Below are 20299 nucleotides of genomic sequence, written 5' to 3'. Positions count from 1 at the left end.
GATAAGTCAATCTTGTTTGTTAGACCAGTAAAACGCCAAAAGCAATCCTGAAATAATATGCCAAATACCCCAGAAAGCAGCTAAAATGGCCATACCTCCCAAACCATTAAAAAACGTAAAAATAAGTAACAAACCTAATCCGGAGTTTTGAATCCCCGTTTCTATAGCAATAGTTTTTTGGTTTTTAAATGACAATCTCGATACTTTAGCCACAACTAACCCTAAAAAAATGGCCACTATATTGTGAGAGATCCCCAACAGTAATACATGATGAATATAGGCATTAAAAACATCTATATTGTTAGAGAACGCTATCACAATTATGGCTCCAAAAATAAAAATGGACAGTGGCCTTAAAATTTTAGCAAGCTTTAAAGCTAATTTTTCATTGTAACGCCTTACAAGCATACCAAAAAACAATGGAATACCCAGAATTAGAGTTACCAACTTTATTAGCTCAAACGGATTCAATTCAACTTCTTTTAATAGTTGAGCTGTAGGTTGGTATAAACTTCCATAAAACTGGAAATTAAACGGTGTCATGAAAATAGCAAAAAAAGTTGCAAAGGCTGTTAAACTAATTGATAAGGCCGTGTTTCCTTTCGCCAAATGCGTCATAAAATTGGAAATATTGCCTCCGGGACAAGCGGCCACCATGATCATGCCCAAAGCAATACTAGGTTGCGGTTTTATAAGTATGACCACTAAAAAAGTGACTAAGGGTAAAAAAATGAATTGAGACAAAACACCGACTAAAACCAGTTTGGGTTGTTTTAACAGGTTTTTAAAATCGTTTAGAGTAATGCCTAATGCTACTCCAAACATGACTACGGCTAAGGCAATATTTAGCACCCACAGCCCACTATTGTCAAAATTTATTTTTACCGAATCGAGTTCCTGCATACATTAAGCCACAACGCTCCCGTTTTTTACTTTATTTTCAGGGTTTAGGAGAATAATATCTTTACCATTGACGGCTCCCAAAACCAAACATTCACTCATAAATCTGGCTATTTGTTTTTTGGGAAAGTTTATAATTGCCACTATTTGCCTGTGTAATAAATCTTCTTTTTTATATAGCGTTGTAATTTGAGCTGAAGACTTTTTTACTCCTAAATCTCCAAAATCTATGGTTAGTTGGTAAGCAGGATTTCTGGCTTCCGGAAAGTCATTAACTTCAATAATGGTTCCTACTCTTAAATCAATTTTTGTAAAATCTTCGAATACTATAGTTTTCATTAATCTTTAAATATAAAAAAAAGAAATTAAGCACGCTACTTAACAATACCTCAAAAGGCTTATAGAAATTGGAATATAAATAGCTAATTTTAAAAGGTAAAAGAAATTTTACTTCATATGAATTTTGGAAATGCATTTTTTTATATTTTACTATTGGGATTTATTTCTTTCCACCATAGTTTATACGCCCAGCATATATATGAGGTTACAAGGTATGCGGACGATACCGGACTACCATCCAGGATAGTTAGGGATGTCATTCAAGACAGCAATGGCTTTTTATGGATAGCCGGTAATAACGGCCTTTATAAATTTGATGGACAAAACTTTAAACCTTTCTTTTCCACATTAAAAGATACCACTGGGCTAAGGGACAATAAAATAATTGCAATTAATGAAACTTCAGACCGAACCATTTGGGTAGGTACCCCCAAGGGGTTACATACTGTAAAGGAAAATAAGGTTTCTTATTTCCAACTAAAAAAATCACCGACAGATGAAGAAAATTATATAAAAAACATTATTACGGATAATAACCAAAATGTTTGGGTAAATACTTATGGAGGGGTCTTTTATATTAACAAATTTGATAGGACCCCTGTTGCCATCCCAAATTTAATTGATGAATCCATTCCATTAAAAAAAATTGATGGCATTAGCTGTTCTAAAAACAATACCATTTATATAACTTCCGGAAGCAATATTTATATCAATTCTAAAAACGACTTCCTGTCCTTCAAAAAAACCAATGTCACGTATTCCCACGGACTAAATCCTAGAGAAATCATTATTTCAGGAATAAAAGAGTTTCAAGGCCAATTTTTGCTGATTGAAACCAACCTGGGATTACTAAAAGGAACTTTTAGCGCACCTTCTGGAATTTTAATTGACAACTTTTACAGTAACTCAAATATTGTTACAGCCACCCACCACATATACAGGGTTATGGTGGACCATGAAAACTATATATGGATTGCAACTTGGAAAAATTACTTTAAAAAATATAAAGTAGAAGGAGATTACTTAATTGAACAACAGGTAATTGGTAGTCAAGGCCATATGCTAAATATGTCTGGAAATTCAATGTCGGTTTTTCAAGACGACAAGAACAATATTTGGATACCAAATACCAATGGCTTGTATAAACTCACAGAATTTAAGCGGGATATAATAAATTTTCCGGCTTTGTATCTTCCTGACTGCTTTAAATACGGCCTCAGTGTGTACGCGATTGCAGAGGATCATGGCGGAAATCTATGGGTTACAACACCAGGGGATTTATACAGATTTAAGAAAAGTGATATTATAGAAGGAAAGTGTCCTAAAGAATATATCCATATTAAAAACGAACAATTACAATTTTCAAGAAATCTATATATAGACAGTAAAAACAGACTATGGATTGGTGCAGAAGGAAGCCTGGGTGTTACCCAATTAGATGAAAATTTCGCCCCAGGAAAATTTAAACATTTTACCAAATTAGACGGTTTACCACATAATTGGAGCTTTGATATTCATGAAGCATCCCAAAACACATTCTGGGTATGTAATTATGCTGGATTAGTTAAACTTACGCTATTAAACGGATCACTGGATAATACCGAAATAGAAGTCTTTGGATCTGATCCCAATACCCCTAACAGTTTAGTAAATGCATATACTACCGATATTGACGTTGATGGAAACAACAACCTTTGGATTGGGACTTTTTATGGTGTTAGCAAGCTTGTATCCAGTCCCAGTAAAGAAACATTTACTAATTATACTAGCCAAAGAAACAACTATGAATCTTTAAGCAACAACACTATTAAACAGGTATTTAATGATCATGAGGGAAACCTTTGGATTGGTACACAAAAAGGCCTTAATCTGTACAACCCTAAAACGGACACTTTTCTGCAATTGGGACGTAAAGAAGGTTTGCCTTCTGAATATATATTGGGACTCAATCAGGATAGCAAAGGTTACTTATGGATTGCTACGACCAATGGTGTCATAAAAGCAAAATTCAGTCCTAAAAAGAAAAGCCTGACCAATATTACGCACTACACTAAAAACAATGGTCTAGCTGATAATATAACTTACAGAAACGCGCTCTATATTGACAAACAAGATTATGTTTTTATTGGTTGTAGAAACGGGTTAAGTGTTATTGCTCCACAAACAAAAGTAAAAGCGTTTAACAAATTTAATATGGCAATAACATCTTTTAGAACCACAAAGAAAAACACTAAGGACTTTGGTCTAATTGATAAAATGACCAATTATGAAAATATTGAACTTAAGCATTTTGAAAATTCAATTCATATTAATTATTCGGTTCTGGATTTTACCACTCCAAAAAACAATATCTACAGGCACAAAATAGTACCAGTTCAGGAAAAATGGGTTGAAACAGACCATGTGGGTCAATTGTCTTATTATAATTTACCCCCAGGAGATTATCAGGTTATTTTAGATGGCAGCAATAACCAGAATAATTGGTCCGAAAACCCCATTGTAATAGAACTTTCCATTTCACCTCCTTTTTATCAATCCACGATTGCTTACATTATTTATGCACTTCTAATACTTGGTAGTATACGTTACTTTTATTTACTAAAAATTAGAAAACGCATAAGGGAAGTAGAGCAAAAAGCTAAATTGGAAAATGCTTTGATTGCGGAAAGAGAGCTTATGAGACAAGAAAACGCAGCAGATTTTCATGATGAATTGGGATCTTCGGTTACAAAAATATCTATGTTCTTAACGCTAGCCGAGCGGAGCTTGGATAACAGTGAAGATTCCATGAAATGGCTAGGCAAGATTAGGGAAAATGTAAAAGACCTTTCTATTGGTTTTAGGGATATGTTATGGATTATCGATCCTAAAAAAGACAGTCTCAATGACTCATTGGAAAGGCTTAAAGATTATGGTGAAGATATTTTCAATAATGGCAATACCAACTTTGGTATTCGTGGCTTTCATAAGGTGCCACCAAACGTAAGCATAGATCCAAAAACTAAAAAACATCTCATAATGATTTTTAAAGAAGCTATGAACAATAGCTCAAAATATTCACAGGGTAAAAACATTCTTTTAAAAGTATCAATAAACAAAACCTATTTTAATTTAGAACTTACGGATGATGGTATCGGGTTTAATTTAGAAAAAAAATCTAAAGGCAGGGGTTTAAAGAATATGAAAGAAAGGGCTAAAAGTATAAATGCAGAATTAGAAGTAAAATCATCTAAAGATGGTACAAAAATTCATCTAAAAAAAATACCCCATTTGGGTGAGGCTAACATCGAAAAAGAATTGTAAATTAAACGATTAATGACTCACCAAAATGTACATATTGCCATTGTAGAAGACGATAATGAGATTCGTCAAACCTTAACGCTTATTATTAATGGCTCTCAAGGCTTTACTTGTAATTATGCATTCCCTGATGCTGAATCTGCAATGGTTTCAATAGAAAACCTCCCAATAGATATTGTTTTAATGGATATTGCCCTACCTGGAAAATCGGGTATTGAAGCAACAAAATACATAAAGCAAAAATGTCCAGAACTTGATATTATAATGCTAACCGTTCAATCTGATGATGACTCAATCTTTGAATCCCTTTGTGCTGGGGCATCTGGCTATTTGCTAAAGGATACAGACCCTGCGGAACTATTAAAACATATACTAGAAGTTTATAAAGGCGGTTCTTCTATGAGCGGTCGGATAGCAAGAAAAATTGTGAACTCATTTAGAATAATAGAAAATCCCCTTTCTGAACGTGAAACAGATGTAATTAAATTACTAAGCAAAGGATTTAATTACAAGGAAGTTGCCACAGAACTTTTTTTAAGTCCATACACGGTTAAAACGCATATTAAAAACATATACTCAAAACTTCGCGTAAATAATAGAGCCGAAGCCATTTATAAAGCTTTTAAGCAAAAATTGATTTAAGGCTCCTGATCTTCATTTAAGAAATACCTCATATACGCGATTGACGTAAATATCTATAAAACAGATATTTGGACAAACAATAACTATAAAAAAAGTAAAAATGAAGACTATTAAAATCATTAAACTATGCGTTTATGTGCTACTCTTTTGCATCGCAACAAATGCCTCTGCACAAAACATTGGCGGCATTTTAAAAAATAAAAGTAAAAAGGTCATTGACAAAACTATAGACAAAGGCATTGAAAAAATTGAGGGAAAGGATAAAAATAATAAACAAGAAAATGAAGAAGGCATTAAAACAGAAAATAGAACGCCCCTATCTAACTTCATTAGTGGAAATATTTTATTTTCTGATAACTTTAACAATGAGCGGGCAGGCGAATTTCCAAGTAAATGGACCCAAGTAAGCGGTTCTGTTCAAAACAAACAGGTGCACTTGTTTGGAAAAAATTATAATGTAGTAGAATGGATCTCCAATTCCGCAACCATTAAACCAACGTTTAAAGAAGATACTTATCTGGGCCAATCATTCAAAATTGAACTTGAAGTTTATTTTCATGGAAATGGCAATGAATGGTACAATATCAATCTAAAAAATTCCAAAAATCCATATAAAAATCATGACATAAGAATTAGTTGGTTTGGCATAAGCAGTGGCAGTGATGTTACTTCGAGGTTGCCAGGCAAAGGACCTGAAGGTTGGCATACCATCCAGATATCCTTTAACAAAGGAAACTTAAAAGCGTTTTACGATGGTATTCAACTAATAAACGACCCGGACATAGAAAAGTATACGTTCGACTTTTTAGAAGTTTATGTTGGATCTCCCGGCTCAACAAGACCGCAGTGGGAAAGTGCAAAGATAAATAACTTTAAAATTGGCGGTTCTGGTCTGGCTTTATACAAACGCCTCGTAACAGATGGTAGAATAATTGTCCATGACATCCATTTTGATAGAGATTCGTATTTTATCAAACCCGCTTCCTATCCAGCTATTGATAAAATCTTCCAATTGTTAAATCAAAATCCAAATACGTCGGTAATAATTGAAGGACATACAGATTCTAACGGTAGTAATGAATCTAATCAGAGACTTTCTGAAAATCGGGCCAAAGCCGTTATGAATTACCTAGTAATAAAAGGAATTGACATCAAAAGGCTTAAAACAATTGGCTATGGCGAAGAACGTCCCCTGGTGAAAGGCAATAACGAAAAAGCATGGGCACAGAACAGACGTGTTGAATTTGTTCTCAACAATTAAAACGCAAATAAGGTAGAAAAGGTTTCAACCTTTTCTACCTAAAAATCAACTACAGTGAAAATCAAATTAGCACTTATTATTTGTTTGGTACTTTTTAATATGAGTTGTAAAAAAAGTGAGTCCAATCCAATTAAAAACACTCAGGAAATACAATCTCATAAAGCGCTGGAGCCTAAAAACCCAACCGCTTCCTCAAAAGGGATTAAAGACTGCGATGATTTCTTAAACACCTATGAGACTTGGGCCAATGATTTTTTAGCATTAATGGCCAAGCATAAAGACAACCCTATTGAACTGGTATCTTCACCTGAATACTCAAAAACTTTGACAAAAAGTACCCAATTTATGCAAGCATGGCAAAATATTGCGCTTTCATGCGCATCAAATGAGCATTATTCTAAACGGATGAAAGTCATTCAACAACGCTTAGAGAAAAAGAAAAAAGAGTTGGGACTAACACATTAAAGCCATGTTAAAATGAAACTTTTAAAAACTATATCAATATCCTTTATATTCTGTCTTGTTTCTATCGTTCAAGCACAAACTAACCAATATCCTAGTCAAGAAAGAGTTGAAAAATTGTTTAATGAAATTGAATCGTGTAAAACCCTCCTAAAAAAAGCCGAAAAGGAGATTTCTGATATGGAAAACGCCCCTAACGCTTATACGTTGGCACAATATAAAGCGGCCCAAGCTTCTGTTAAACGTTTAAAACATTGTATTAATGTCAATAGAGGCGAATTGGCGAAAATAAAAAAAGTTTATCCGGAGTGGTTCAATGCGCCCAATAGCATTATATCACTGAGAGATGGAACGGCAATAAGCCCACATATACTTGAAGATAATCTTATGACTCTTGAAGATAAACTTAAATGGGCTATTGAGCGGCACAATTCATTGAAAAAACCCCAATAATTGATAAATAACACTTGCTACACATATAGGTGATCCTGTAAATATTATTTGTAAATTTGAACTGTTGAAATCTAATAATATTTACAGGTAACTTATGGCAAGAACCCCTTCAAATATGCTCCCTCTGGGAACAATCGCACCAAATTTTTCACTTCAGGATACCGTTTCAGATTCCGTTAAAACTTTAGAGGCTATTAAAGGCCCTAACGGAACGGTCATAATGTTTATATGCAACCATTGCCCTTTTGTGATTCATGTGAACTCCGAAATTGTTGCTATTGCTAAAACTTATACCGAAAAAGGTATTGGTTTTACGGCTATTTCAAGCAATGATGTGATTAACTACCCGCAAGACAGCCCTGAAAAGATGAAAGCCCATGCGAAAAATGAAGGCTATCCGTTCCCTTATTTATATGATGAAACGCAAGCTATAGCAAAAGCCTATGACGCCGCTTGTACGCCTGATTTTTATGTTTTTAACACAAATTTAGAACTGGTTTACAGAGGGCAGTTAGATGATTCCAGGCCTGAAAATGGTAAACCTTTAAACGGAAATGATCTAAGACACGCTTTAGACTGTCTGGTTGAAGGTAAGGAAAATACGGCTTTACAAAAACCAAGTATTGGTTGTAATATCAAGTGGAAGGTTTAGTGTTAATACCTAGCTCCTCCCCTTTTTTAAAGGGAGGTGAATCCTGATTATTATTGGGATTCGGAGGGTTATCAATAAAACTCCTCTTTCTTCCAGTTTCTAAAAGAAACTGAAATTCATTCTCCTCTTAAATTTAAGAGGAGAGCCAAAACTATTATAGAGTTTTCAATATTTATTAAAGTTAGGTTGTAGAAATGCCCCAGAGCTGACTGGAGTTAACTTAATTTAAGCTGAAAAACACCTACATCCTGCCATGCCCCAAATTTTAAGCCAACTTCCTCCAGGTGGGCTACTTTTTTAAATCCAAGCTTTACATGAAGTTTTTCACTGGCCTTATTAGGAAGTGTTAAAATACCTAATACGATATGAAATTTTTCTTCTTTTAAAAGTGCTATCAATTTGGCGTATAATGCAGTACCTATTCCCCGTCCCTGAGCCGTATGTTTTAAATATATGGTTGATTCAACAGTATGCTTGTAAGCCGGTTTAGGCCTAAATCGGCTACCATAGGCATACCCTAAAATAGTATTGTTTTCTTCAAAAACTATAAAAGGGTATTCTGAATTGATCCTGGTTACTTTTTCATGAAATGTTTCGAAGGACAGTACTTTGTCATCAAAAGTAACCACAGAATTCAAAACGTAATAATTGTAAATATCCAGAAGCTGCTGCGTATCTTTTGGTTGAAACTCCCTTATCATTTATAACCAGCCTTTTCGTTTAAGAACGCTTTCAACATGGGCATAATGGTGTTCACCATGCCATGCGTAATTACCAATATTGTATGACAGTAAAACCTCAGAGTTGGTTTCCGGATGAATAAAGCTTTTGTTTAAATCTTCTCCGGATAAGCCTTTCAACAAATGCACTAACTTATAATGTATTGCTTTTATATGTTCTAATGACATTTGAATGGGAGCACTTTTGCTATCATGTAATTCCGCCCAATCTGCTTCCTTGTAAGCCTTGATTAACGGTTTATCTTCTGTTAACGCCCATTTAAAACGCGTATAACTGTGATGATGGCTATCTGACACATGATGAACCACTTGCCGGATGGTCCAGCCACCGGGCCTGTAAACCGTATCTAATTGTTCCTTTGACAGGTGCTTTACCAAGGCCTCGAAACGAATTGGAAACTGTTCTAAAATGCTAATCCAAGCTTTAATGTGCTTCTGGGTAATTGGCGATGGGCATTCAAATTGCCCAATCGGATATTTTAATTTTTCTAAAGTGTTGGAATCTATCATGAATAAGTTTTTATAGACCACTAAAAATAAATATTAATTAGTTGCCAGCTAAATCCAACTACTATTTTTTTAAGGTTACGGCAGATTAAAAAATATACATTAAGAAAACATTAACATACTTTCTTAACTTTAAAAACTATATTGCATCACTTATTAATAACTCCTAAAATGAAGAAACTAATTTTACTAAAAGCCCTGGTCTTTAGTTGCTTTTTTTGTTTTTCCGCCTATGCGCAAAAGTACGAATCAAATTGGCAATCCCTAAGACGGGTACAAGTCCCCAAATGGCTACAAGAGGGCAAATTTGGAATTTATACCCATTGGGGCGTATATGCGGTTCATGCCCATGGATCTAATACCACTTGGTATTCCAATGAACTTTACCGGAACCCCCATTCGGAGGCCAGGAAGCACTTTGAGGGTAAATTCGGCTCCCTAGACAGTATTGGCTACAAGGACTTAATCCTCAAGTTTACCGCCGAGAATTTTGATGCCGAGGAATGGGCTGAGCTATTTGCCAAGTCGGGCGCTAAATTCGCAGGACCAGTGGCAGAACACCATGATGGCTTTGCCATGTGGGATACCCAATACTCCAATTGGAACGCGGCCAAAATGGGCCCCAAACGCGATGTTGTAGGCGAACTAGAAAAAGCCATTAAGGCAAAGGACATGAAGTTTGTTACGGCATTTCATCATGCTGCTAACTGGTTTTGGTACCCCGTAAGCGATGCAAGATACGACACCAGCAACCCCAAATACGCCGATCTTTACGGTCAATATCACAAACCTGGAGATCAGATCAATGAGGCATTCCTGGACGAATGGTATCATAAAATCATTGAGGTAATTGACAATTACGGGCCGGATTTCATATGGTTCGATTTTGCTTTAGATGATATTGCCGAGGGCTATGTCAAGGACTTTATGACATACTATTACAATGATGCCCTAAATAAAAACAAAGAGGTTGTTATAACCTATAAAGGCCATGATTTGATACCAGGTTCTGGCGTGCGGGATTTAGAATTGGGCCAGGAAGATCAATTAACCTATAATGAATGGATAACCGATAATTCCGTTGATGATCGCGGCGCTTGGGGCTGGGCAGAAAACCTAACCTTTAAAACACCCAACCGCTTAATAGATAATTTAGTGGACCGTGTTAGTAAAAACGGGTATCTATTACTTAATGTAGGCCCCAAACCCGACGGTACCATCCCTGAGGGTGCCAAGGAGGTGTTACTTGCCATGGGGACATGGTTAGAAACAAACGGAGAGGCCATATATGGCACATCGCCTTGGTTCATTGCCAGTGTTGGACCAACAAATCTTGAAGAAGTGGGTGAAATAGGATTTAATGAATCTGACCAGATCTATACCCCTGAAGATATTCGTTTTACGGTTAAAGGGGACAATCTCTATGCAACATTTCTGGATTGGCCAGGAGACTATGCCATTATCCCCGTATTACGTGGTGACGATCCCGATGTTGCTACTGGTATTGAAAAATACAATACCATTAACCCAAATGATTACAAAGATGTAGCCACAATTGCAGGTCATGATTTTAAGGTAAAGGTTGAAGACCTGGGGACTGTTAAATTATCATTCAAGGAAAACCAAAAAGTCATAGCCACGGGTGGCGATTTTGAAACCAAGGTCAATAGTGGATACTATACACAAAATGGAGCAGAAATATTCTTAGAAACAGAAGAGTTTGAAGGTTATTTCGTCTACGACGGCGAAACCCTTCACTTTACTCCCGAAGATCTGGATACCCCCGTTTACCGAGGCTTCTATAAATCTGAAATTAAAAGCATTTCGCTTCTTGGAGACGATAAACCACTAGACTGGTCGCTTACACGGCACGGCTTAGTTATAAAGACGCCCCAAAAGAAAGGTAACTACGCCTATGTTTTTAAAATAGAAAGACATCATAAGCCTGTGTTCAAGAAACACTAGTAAACAACTCAAAACTTAAATAATTAGAACAGCATCTTCTTGTTAAAAGTGACTGTTCTAATTATTTACTTCTTCTTTTAAAGTACTATTCTTGGCAGATACTACGGCCTCTGATAAAGAGGGAAAACTTTTTATCTTATTCTTAAAAAACAGGCTTTCAATTATTAAATTGAATGTTCCCTTACGGTTAGGGCTTACAACATAGTATTCTTTTAAGCGATAGTCGGACCTGAAAAATTTAAGCCAATCCTGGGGAACAACCGAATAGGAATGCATCCTGTTAGAAATATAAATTAAATTGCCTCCATCGGTTCCTAAAAAATAAGCGACATCCTGGGCCATTAACTTTCCGTGATTATCCCAGGTATATTCAATACCTTCGTTAATTTCTACAACTACAAAGCCTTTAAAGATAAATGCTGTAGCAAAAGGATAATTTAGTTCCTTTAAAACCTCTGTATAAAAACTTGAATCTTTTACACTAACCATACTTGCAAAACTATATCTCCTAAATAAAAAGGTGAAAAATATCCGATAAACACTGTAAAAAAGCTTTAAATAAGCACGAAAATTAGGCAGAAAAAAGCACTTCAAAAGAAGTGCTCGAATATTGTAATTTTTAATACCCTTGGACTTCACTCAGGGCAAGCGATTCACACGTTCCGATATACTACTATTAGGGATGTCTCCCTGCTTATTTCACATGCATCAATTCAACATCAAAAATCAATGTAGCATTAGGTGGAATAACCCCACCGGCTCCTCTACTTCCATAGCCTAAGTGACTTGGAATTACCAAACGTGCTTTATCACCTACGCTTAATAATTGAATGCCTTCGTCCCAGCCCGGAATGACCTGGCCAACACCAATTGGAAAATCAATTGGCTGGTTTCTTTTATAAGATGAATCGAAAACGGTCCCATCTGCTAATTGCCCTTTATAATGAACCGAAACTGTTTTCCCTTTTTCAGCTTTTATACCATCTCCTTTTTGAATGATCTGATATCTTAAACCACTATCTGTTTTTTCAAAACCGGTTGCCAGTTTTTCCAATTCTGCCTCAGCCTTAGCCTTTTCTTCTGCTATTCTTTTTTCTCTGGCTCCTTCAAATGTTCTGAAAGCTTCAACGGCATTATAGGCTTCTGCATCTGCTCCAACCCTAACAATTTCTAAAGTTTCAATGGCATCGTCCTGAGCAATGGCATCAACCACTTCCTGTCCGTGCTCTACCTTACCAAAAACAGTGTGATTATTATCTAACCATGGGGTTTCCACATGAGTTATAAAAAATTGGCTTCCGTTAGTTCCGGGACCTGCATTAGCCATTGACAAAACGCCCGGGCCATCGTGCTTTAATTCCGGGTGAAATTCGTCATCAAACTGGTATCCGGGATTTCCTGTTCCGGTTCCCTGGGGGCATCCACCCTGAATCATAAAATCCGGAATCACCCTGTGAAATTTTAATCCGTCATAATAAGGTGTTCCTTGTGGCTTTACAGCATTTTCTAAATTACCTTCTGCCAAAGCGACAAAGTTACCTACCGTTCCCGGCGTTTTTTTGTATTCTAAAGCAACTAAAATTTCGCCTTTCGTCGTGTTGAATTTTGCGTATAATCCGTCTTGCATTGTTCTAATTTTTAAGAAAGTGCAAAGATAGAAAAGTAAGTTAGAAGAACGAAGTTAGATGTTAGAAGTTTTTAAAGAAAGATGACTGATGACAGAAAACCAAGACTGATTACTGCCTACTGATTACTGAGTACTAATTAGCTACTTCACTAATAAACTTAATTCTATATAGGCGAAGTTCTTCATCATCATAATCACCATCAAACTCTTCAATGGCATCATCAATAGCATCCGACTCAGATTCCATAAAATACTCGTGAATTTCTTCCTGCTGGTCTTCGTCAAGAATTTCATCAATCCAATAACTGATATTTAACTTGGTTCCTGAATACACAATAGCTTCCATAGCCTTAATGAATTCTTCCATTTCCATACCTTTTGAAGACGCAATATCATCTAAAGGCAACTTTCTGTCAATATTCTGGATGATGTATAACTTTAAGGTAGAATTACTCCCTGTTGACTTCACCACTAAATCGTCCGGACGGACAATATCGTTCTCTTCAACATATTTAGCTATGAGCTCAACAAAATCTTTTCCGTATTTCCTGGCCTTCCCTTCACCAACACCATGAACATTTCCAAGTTCTGATAATGTAATTGGGTACTTAAGTGCCATATCTTCAAGGGATGGGTCCTGAAAAATAACAAATGGTGGTACACCCAGTTTTTTGGCATTCTTCTTACGAAGGTCTTTAAGCATATTCATCAGCGTCTCATCTGCTACCGCACCGCCTCCTTTGGATGCTGTAATAATGGTGCCGTCTTCTTGTTCGCCTTCATAAACATGGTCTTCGGTCATCATAAATGATATCGGTCTGCTTATAAATGCCTTACCATCGTCATTTAATTTAATAACACCGTAGGTTTCAATATCTTTTTTAAGATAACCGGCCACAAGCACTTGTCTTAACAGTGCCATCCAATACTTTTTGTCTTTGTCTTTACCTCTTCCAAAAAATGGTTGCTCGTTGGTTTTATGGGAATTAATAAGCGCATTCTCATTGCCTACAATAACATTTACCAAATCCTTGGATTTATATTTTTCGTTGGTATCCTGGATGGTTTCCAAAAGCACAATAACATCATCTTTGGCTTCATGTTTCTTTTTAGGATGCCTGACATTGTCATCCATATCACCACCTTCCCCGGTTTTAGTATCAAATTCTTCTCCAAAATAATGTAAAATGAATTTTCTTCTGGATATGGAGGTTTCGGCAAACGCCACCACTTCCTGTAGCAAGGCGTGACCAATTTCCTGTTCTGCCACAGGTTTACCAGACATGAATTTCTCCAATTTTTCAATGTCTTTATAAGCATAAAAGGCCAAACAATGCCCTTCACCTCCGTCACGTCCTGCACGTCCGGTTTCCTGATAATAACTTTCAATACTTTTCGGGATATCATGATGGATAACAAACCTAACATCCGGCTTATCTATTCCCATTCCAAACGCAATGGTGGCCACCACCACATCAATATCTTCCATTAAGAACATATCCTGGTGACTGGACCTTGATTTCGCATCTAAACCGGCATGATACGGAACCGCCTTAATGCCATTTACCTGTAACACCTGGGCCAATTCTTCAACGCGTTTTCTACTTAAGCAATAGACAATCCCGGACTTTCCTTCGTTTTGCTTTATAAATCGAATAATATCGGCATCTACATTCTTGGTCTTTGGTCTGACCTCATAATACAAATTAGGCCTGTTAAACGATGCCTTAAATGTTCTTGCTCCTGAAATACCAAGATTTTTAATGATATCTTCCTGTACTTTAGGTGTAGCTGTGGCCGTTAAACCAATAATGGGGATATTATCACCGATTCTACTGATAATATGGCGTAAATTTCGATATTCCGGTCTAAAGTCATGCCCCCACTCACTAATACAGTGCGCCTCATCAATAGCCATAAAAGATACCCTTACCGTTTTTAAAAAGTCTACGTTTTCATCTTTTGTTAAAGATTCCGGAGCCACATAGAGCAACTTTGTTACGCCATTAATAATATCTTCTTTAACCCGTTTTACTTCGGTTTTATTTAAAGATGAATTTAAAACGTGCGCTATGCCTTCTTCATTTGAAACGCCCCTAATGGCATCCACCTGGTTTTTCATTAAGGCGATCAACGGAGACACCACAATAGCCGTACCCTCCTGCATTAAAGCCGGAAGTTGGTAACAAAGCGACTTTCCGCCACCTGTTGGCATTATTACAAACGTATGATTTTTTGATAAAATACTTTCAACAACATCTTCTTGCAATCCTTTGAATTTATTAAACCCAAAATATTTTTTAAGAGCAGAATGCAAGTCACTTTTTGCTATTAACATGAATTAACTAAATATTAATTAACCTACTTTAAAAACACACTAAATACTCAAAATGCATCCGAATAATTAATTAGTGTACTTTGAAGAACCCTCATATTTTTTCGTTAGTTTTCTTCCGCAAAAAACTAAATTTTGTTCCCAAAAAATTACAAAATTTAGTTTCACTTCAGTAACCATTTTACCAGTCCATATAAATTTTTCAATTGGCTTTTATGAATTTCCAAATGAAAAAAATTCATGTACTTTTGTAACGAAAATCCAAATTACAACAAAATTTGAATTTGAATACCTTTAAAGATAAGAAAATCTTTAAAAGCATCAACTAAAAACACATAAATTTTGAATAGCGAAAAATCTATTTTACAAATTGCTAAACAAACTATAGAAGCCGAAAGCAAAGCTATTTTTAATCTTTCAAATTTGATTACCAGTGACTTTGAAGAGGCCGTAAAACTTATCTACAATTCCAAGGGACGGGTCATAATAACCGGTATTGGCAAAAGTGCCATTATTGCCAACAAAATAGTGGCTACTTTAAACTCAACCGGTACGCCGGCAATATTTATGCATGCCGGTGATGCTATTCATGGTGATCTGGGACTGATTTTAAAAGACGACGTAGTTATTTGCATCTCAAAAAGTGGAAATACGCCGGAAATTAAAGTATTGGTGCCACTCATTAAAAGTGCCAAAAACAAAATGATAGCTATAACCGGGAATAAAGACTCTTACTTGGGGCAGCAAGTAGATTATGTTTTAAATGCTTATGTTGAAAAGGAAGCATGCCCGAATAACCTGGCACCAACCACGAGCACCACGGCTCAATTGGTTATTGGTGATGCACTGGCGGTCTGTCTATTGGAAATGCGAGGCTTTTCCAGTAACGACTTTGCCAAATATCATCCCGGCGGATCTTTAGGTAAGAAATTGTATTTAAGAGTTCAGGATATTTCATCTGTCAATGAAAAACCAAAAGTGTTTGCAGACACCAATGTAAAAGATGTTATTGTTGAAATATCAGAAAAACGATTAGGTGTTACTGCGGTAGTTGAAAATGAAGTAATCATTGGTATCATCACCGATGGTGATATAAGAAGGATGTTGAGCAACGGAGATAATTTTTCTTCATTAACCGCTAAAGATATCATGAGTGCTGATCCAAAACGTGTAGCTAATGATACCATGGCTGTGGATGCCTTAGATATTATGGAAGTGAATGAAATCACACAGTTACTTGTTGAAGAAAACGGAAAATATGCGGGTGTTGTTCACCTGCACGATTTAATAAAAGAAGGCATTATATAATGGCGAAAAAAAACGTAAACGAGATGTCTTTTTTAGATCATCTTGAAGATTTAAGGTGGCATTTAATCAGAATTTGTTTAGCAGTAGTCATTGTAGCTACACTGGCATTTATTTTCAGCCGGTTCATTTTTGAAGACATCATTTTTGCACCGTTAGACATGAGTTTCCCTACTTATGAATTTCTATGCAGAGGTGCTACTTATATTGGTGTTGATACTACTTTTTGTAATGAAGAAGTCCCTATGATGATCCAAAACCGAACCATGGCAGGCCAGTTTTCGGCAGATATATGGACCGCTATTTTAGGTGGTTTTGTTATTTCATTTCCTTATGTCATTTACCAATTATGGAAATTTATAAGTCCCGGTTTACATGAAAACGAAAGAAAACATTCCAGAGGTTTTATTATAATCTCATCACTTTTGTTCTTTTTAGGGGTTCTTTTTGGCTACTATATTGTAACGCCTTTATCTATTAACTTTTTGGCAAACTATAATGTTGCAGATCTTGTTGATAACCAAATTGATATTAGTTCTTACATTGCTTTGGTTCGCTCTTCGGCCTTGGCCTCCGGACTCATTTTTGAACTACCAATCATCATCTATTTCTTTACAAGAATCGGGTTGGTAACCCCGGAAATCCTTAAGAAATACAGGAAATATGCCCTGGTAGTGGTTTTAATTTTATCAGCAATTATTACACCACCGGATATCGTCAGTCAGATTATAGTGGCTATTCCAATACTAGTCTTATACCAAGTAAGTATTTATATTTCTAAAATCGTGGTTAGAAATCAAAAACGAAAAGAAGCTCAAAATGTCTGATATCGTTAATGAATTTAAGGAGTATCGCACGAGAATGAATGACAAAATTCTTGCCGATAACAACAAAATAATCAAACGCATTTTTAATCTGGACACCAATGCTTTTACGGAAGGCGCATTAGATGTGAAAACCAAAGAACTCTTAGCTTTAGTGGCTTCAATGGTGTTAAGATGTGATGATTGTGTAAAATATCATTTGGAAACTTGCCATAAAGAAGGCTTAACTAAAGCACAGGTGGTTGAGGCTTTAAGTATTGCCACTTTGGTTGGTGGTACTATAGTCATTTCACATTTAAGAAAAGCTTATGAGTTTTGGGATGCTTTGGAAGCCAATAATTAATTAAAATTTACGTTATTGCAAATATGATTTTGAGAGCCGAAAATTTAATGAAGTCCTATAGCGGACGTAAAGTGGTAAAAGATGTTTCTTTAGAGGTCAACCAGGGAGAAATTGTTGGATTACTTGGGCCTAACGGTGCAGGTAAAACAACCTCCTTTTATATGATAGTGGGGTTGATTAAGCCTAATGGAGGGCAAATCTTTCTGGATAATACTGAGATTACCAAGTTCCCTATGTACAAACGTGCTCAAAATGGTATTGGCTATCTGGCCCAGGAGGCTTCTGTTTTTCGAAAATTAAGTATTGAAGATAACATTTTAAGTGTATTACAGCTTACCAAACTGAGTAAAAAAGAGCAGCAGTATAAAATGGAATCCCTAATTGAGGAGTTTGGCTTAGGGCATATTAGAAAAAACAGAGGGGATCTATTGTCGGGTGGTGAACGACGAAGAACAGAAATTGCCCGGGCTTTGGCTACCGACCCTAACTTTATTCTTTTAGATGAACCTTTTGCCGGTGTAGATCCGGTAGCGGTTGAAGATATTCAGCGTATTGTAGCGCAACTTACTAAAAAGAATATCGGGATATTAATTACAGATCACAATGTACAAGAAACCCTTGCTATTACTGATAGAACTTATTTGATGTTTGAAGGGAGCATTCTTAAAGCTGGTGTCCCTGAAGAATTGGCCAATGATGCTATGGTACGTAAAGTGTATTTAGGTCAAAACTTTGAGCTTAGAAAAAAGAAGATTAGGGACTAGGTAATTTTTCCTTTTATCATTTAATTTATCTGTCATTCCTGCCTTCAACTTTAGCTTGTCCTGAGCCGAGACGAAGGGCTCAAGATAAACTTCGGCAAGAATCCCAAAAATATGTTCCTTCCTTGAGGAGGGATGAAGGGAGGTGTTACTTAAAAGTTAGATTAGAATACACCCCTATAATCCCCTCAAGGGGATATTTTAAAAAGCAGAAATATTAATTTTGATCCTTACCATCCTGAAGCTCTTCCTGCTCTGCCATAAGTTTCTTTTGATAACGCCCCTGAACAATATCTGTAACAACTAATATGGCTATTACAAAGTAGAATGTTGTTTTACTCATTGGGGTAATTTCATTTCCTAACAGTTTTAAGTGTGCTAAATGGCCGCCTTCGGTTAATAACATAACACCTACAATAAACAGGATAAACAAACCTAAAACTTCATACATCCTGTTTTTGGCAAGAAAGTTTGATACCTTATCTGCTAACCAGATCATTAATAATCCACCGGCAATTATAGCAGTAGCCATTACCCATTTCACACTGGTCAATGCCATAGCACTTAAAATAGAATCAAAAGAGAACACCAAATTCATAATAATGATCATAGTAATCACTTTGGCAACAGAACCTTTTCCATGGTCTTCAACATCCGTGTCAACCTTATGGATACCTATCATATGCCAGATTTCTTTCATAGCCGTATAGATGATAAAAACCCCACCTCCCAAAACAATTAAACTATGAATATTAAAATGGCCTTCGGCTACATCAACCCATGGTAAATGAATGATTGGGTCCTGGAAATAACTTATCACTTCTAAAAGGATAAACAGTAATGCTATACGAAATACAATGGCTAAAAGTATCCCTACTTTTCTAACATACGACTGTTTATCCGCCGGGGCATTTTTACTTTCTAAAGAGATATAAAGTAAATTATCAAACCCTAAAACAATTTGAAGCAGAATAAGCATTAAAAGCGTGAAAATATTTTCAACCATGAGATTTTATTTTGATGTTACAGAGTCTAAAACAGACATAACGATATACAATACTATGATTAACGGAATGGCCGCAAACTGCAATACAATTAACAATACGGCACATAGCACTATAAAAATATACCGTGTTGCATTGGCTTTAAACCCCCAATCTTTAAATTTTAAGGCAAAAAGCCTTATACCAGAATTTAGTAGCCAACAACTTAAAATTGTTACAGCAATTAAGAACCATTTACTAAGAATTATGGCATTTATGGTATCATTGTTCTGAAACTCCAGAATTAAAGGTAATGAGACAATCAACAGGGCATTGGCCGGTGTTGGCAGCCCTTTAAAAAAGTTTTGTTGTTCTGTGTCCACATTAAATTTTGCTAAACGATATGCGGATGCAAGTGTTATTGCTAATCCTAAAAGAGGTACTAATGGTATGCTAAAATCACTGGATAAATCAACCGCTTCCCAATCAGATTCTACAAGCTCTAACAATTTGAACATTATAATGCCCGGCACCAAACCACTGGTCACCACATCGGCTAAAGAATCTAATTGTAATCCTAATTCACTTTGTACGTTCAATTTTCTTGCGGCAAAGCCATCAAAAAAATCGAAGAAAATACCCAGAAACACAAAAAAAGCTGCGGAAACAAAGTTGTCATTAACAGCAAAAATAACAGCAATACTTCCACTAAACAGGTTTAACAGTGTCAGGGCATTCGGGATATATCGCTTCATGTAAGAGTTTTAATTAAAAAGAATTCCTCGACGCTTTGCGTCGGGGTTTCCACTATAACTGTCATTCCCGCGCAGGCGGGAATCCAAATTAACAAACAATTTTAGTCTTAAACAAGTATTGAACAATATCTGTTATATTTTACAG

20 protein-coding genes are annotated in these 20299 nt (G+C 36.1%); 11 read left to right on the top strand and 9 right to left on the bottom strand.

Going from position 1 to position 20299, the window contains the following annotated elements; all coding sequences use genetic code 11:
• Positions 1 to 6: 6 nt before the first annotated feature.
• The gene (locus tag Q0983_RS05775) at positions 7 to 903 is read right to left on the bottom strand and encodes a bile acid:sodium symporter family protein (RefSeq protein WP_299550143.1); all 897 of its coding nucleotides are present in this window, start codon (positions 901 to 903) and stop codon (positions 7 to 9) included.
• A gap of 3 nt (positions 904 to 906) precedes the next feature.
• Positions 907 to 1239 (bottom strand): tRNA-binding protein, encoded by a 333-nt coding sequence (locus Q0983_RS05770; protein WP_299550140.1) that lies wholly within the window; start codon positions 1237 to 1239, stop codon positions 907 to 909.
• Between the two features lie 117 nt (positions 1240 to 1356).
• Here Q0983_RS05770 and Q0983_RS05765 point away from each other — a divergent pair, with 117 nt between their 5' ends.
• The 6 genes from Q0983_RS05765 (at position 1357) to Q0983_RS05740 (ending at position 8009) form a co-directional block, all read left to right on the top strand.
• The gene (locus tag Q0983_RS05765; RefSeq protein ID WP_299550137.1) at positions 1357 to 4542 is read left to right on the top strand and encodes a sensor histidine kinase; all 3186 of its coding nucleotides are present in this window, start codon (positions 1357 to 1359) and stop codon (positions 4540 to 4542) included.
• A 12-nt stretch (positions 4543 to 4554) separates the two neighbouring features.
• On the top strand, positions 4555 to 5181 hold the full coding sequence (locus Q0983_RS05760) for a response regulator transcription factor (protein WP_299550134.1): 627 nt from the start codon (positions 4555 to 4557) through the stop codon (positions 5179 to 5181).
• Positions 5182 to 5281: 100 nt separating this feature from the next.
• The gene (locus tag Q0983_RS05755; protein WP_299550131.1) at positions 5282 to 6442 is read left to right on the top strand and encodes an OmpA family protein; all 1161 of its coding nucleotides are present in this window, start codon (positions 5282 to 5284) and stop codon (positions 6440 to 6442) included.
• Positions 6443 to 6496: 54 nt separating this feature from the next.
• Complete coding sequence (locus Q0983_RS05750) at positions 6497 to 6907, top strand: hypothetical protein (RefSeq protein ID WP_299550128.1); 411 nt, start codon at positions 6497 to 6499, stop codon at positions 6905 to 6907.
• Between the two features lie 12 nt (positions 6908 to 6919).
• Positions 6920 to 7357, top strand: coding sequence for a hypothetical protein (locus Q0983_RS05745; RefSeq protein WP_299550124.1), 438 nt, complete (start codon positions 6920 to 6922; stop codon positions 7355 to 7357).
• Between the two features lie 94 nt (positions 7358 to 7451).
• Complete coding sequence (locus tag Q0983_RS05740) at positions 7452 to 8009, top strand: thioredoxin family protein (RefSeq protein WP_299550121.1); 558 nt, start codon at positions 7452 to 7454, stop codon at positions 8007 to 8009.
• A gap of 215 nt (positions 8010 to 8224) precedes the next feature.
• Here Q0983_RS05740 and Q0983_RS05735 read toward each other — a convergent pair whose 3' ends face one another.
• Positions 8225 to 8710, bottom strand: a complete 486-nt coding sequence (locus tag Q0983_RS05735; RefSeq protein WP_299550118.1) for a GNAT family N-acetyltransferase — start codon at positions 8708 to 8710, stop codon at positions 8225 to 8227.
• Positions 8711 to 9259 carry a YfiT family bacillithiol transferase gene (locus Q0983_RS05730; RefSeq protein ID WP_299550115.1) on the bottom strand — a complete coding sequence of 183 codons (549 nt, stop codon included), beginning with the start codon at positions 9257 to 9259 and terminating at the stop codon, positions 8711 to 8713. It lies immediately after the preceding gene.
• A gap of 168 nt (positions 9260 to 9427) precedes the next feature.
• Between Q0983_RS05730 and Q0983_RS05725 the strand changes: the two genes are divergently transcribed.
• Positions 9428 to 11221: an alpha-L-fucosidase gene (locus Q0983_RS05725; protein ID WP_299550113.1), complete on the top strand. Its 1794-nt coding sequence runs from the start codon at positions 9428 to 9430 to the stop codon at positions 11219 to 11221.
• A 57-nt stretch (positions 11222 to 11278) separates the two neighbouring features.
• On the opposite strand, the gene Q0983_RS05720 is transcribed toward Q0983_RS05725, so the two are convergent.
• The 3 genes from Q0983_RS05720 to Q0983_RS05710 form a co-directional block, all read right to left on the bottom strand.
• Entirely contained in the window at positions 11279 to 11710 is a 432-nt protein-coding gene (locus tag Q0983_RS05720; protein ID WP_299550110.1) for a hypothetical protein, read from the bottom strand.
• Positions 11711 to 11915: 205 nt separating this feature from the next.
• A complete protein-coding gene (locus Q0983_RS05715) occupies positions 11916 to 12848 on the bottom strand; it encodes a peptidylprolyl isomerase (RefSeq protein ID WP_299550107.1) in 933 nt (310 codons plus the stop codon).
• 133 nt (positions 12849 to 12981) lie between these two features.
• Positions 12982 to 15186 carry an ATP-dependent DNA helicase RecQ gene (locus Q0983_RS05710; protein ID WP_299550104.1) on the bottom strand — a complete coding sequence of 735 codons (2205 nt, stop codon included), beginning with the start codon at positions 15184 to 15186 and terminating at the stop codon, positions 12982 to 12984.
• Between the two features lie 339 nt (positions 15187 to 15525).
• On the opposite strand from Q0983_RS05710, the gene Q0983_RS05705 reads away from it, so the two are divergent.
• The 4 genes from Q0983_RS05705 to lptB are packed head-to-tail and all read left to right on the top strand — an operon-like array spanning position 15526 to position 18419.
• A complete protein-coding gene (locus Q0983_RS05705; protein ID WP_299550101.1) occupies positions 15526 to 16491 on the top strand; it encodes a KpsF/GutQ family sugar-phosphate isomerase in 966 nt (321 codons plus the stop codon).
• Positions 16491 to 17315, top strand: coding sequence for a twin-arginine translocase subunit TatC (gene tatC / locus Q0983_RS05700; protein ID WP_299550098.1), 825 nt, complete (start codon positions 16491 to 16493; stop codon positions 17313 to 17315). Before Q0983_RS05705 ends, tatC begins: the two co-directional genes overlap by 1 nt.
• Positions 17308 to 17655, top strand: a complete 348-nt coding sequence (locus Q0983_RS05695; protein WP_299550095.1) for a carboxymuconolactone decarboxylase family protein — start codon at positions 17308 to 17310, stop codon at positions 17653 to 17655. The genes tatC and Q0983_RS05695 overlap by 8 nt, the downstream gene beginning before the upstream one ends.
• A gap of 23 nt (positions 17656 to 17678) precedes the next feature.
• On the top strand, positions 17679 to 18419 hold the full coding sequence (gene lptB, locus Q0983_RS05690) for an LPS export ABC transporter ATP-binding protein (protein ID WP_299550092.1): 741 nt from the start codon (positions 17679 to 17681) through the stop codon (positions 18417 to 18419).
• Positions 18420 to 18633: 214 nt separating this feature from the next.
• Here lptB and Q0983_RS05685 read toward each other — a convergent pair whose 3' ends face one another.
• Positions 18634 to 19422 (bottom strand): TerC family protein, encoded by a 789-nt coding sequence (locus Q0983_RS05685; protein ID WP_299550089.1) that lies wholly within the window; start codon positions 19420 to 19422, stop codon positions 18634 to 18636.
• 6 nt (positions 19423 to 19428) lie between these two features.
• A complete protein-coding gene (locus Q0983_RS05680; protein WP_299550086.1) occupies positions 19429 to 20154 on the bottom strand; it encodes a CDP-alcohol phosphatidyltransferase family protein in 726 nt (241 codons plus the stop codon).
• Positions 20155 to 20299 lie beyond the last annotated feature (145 nt).

The sequence above is a fragment of the Seonamhaeicola sp. genome, assembly GCF_028281565.1.
In the GTDB taxonomy this organism is placed as follows: Bacteria; Bacteroidota; Bacteroidia; order Flavobacteriales; family Flavobacteriaceae; genus Seonamhaeicola.
Note: the sequence above shows the minus strand (reverse complement) of the source record. Positions and strands in the feature narration are given on the sequence as shown.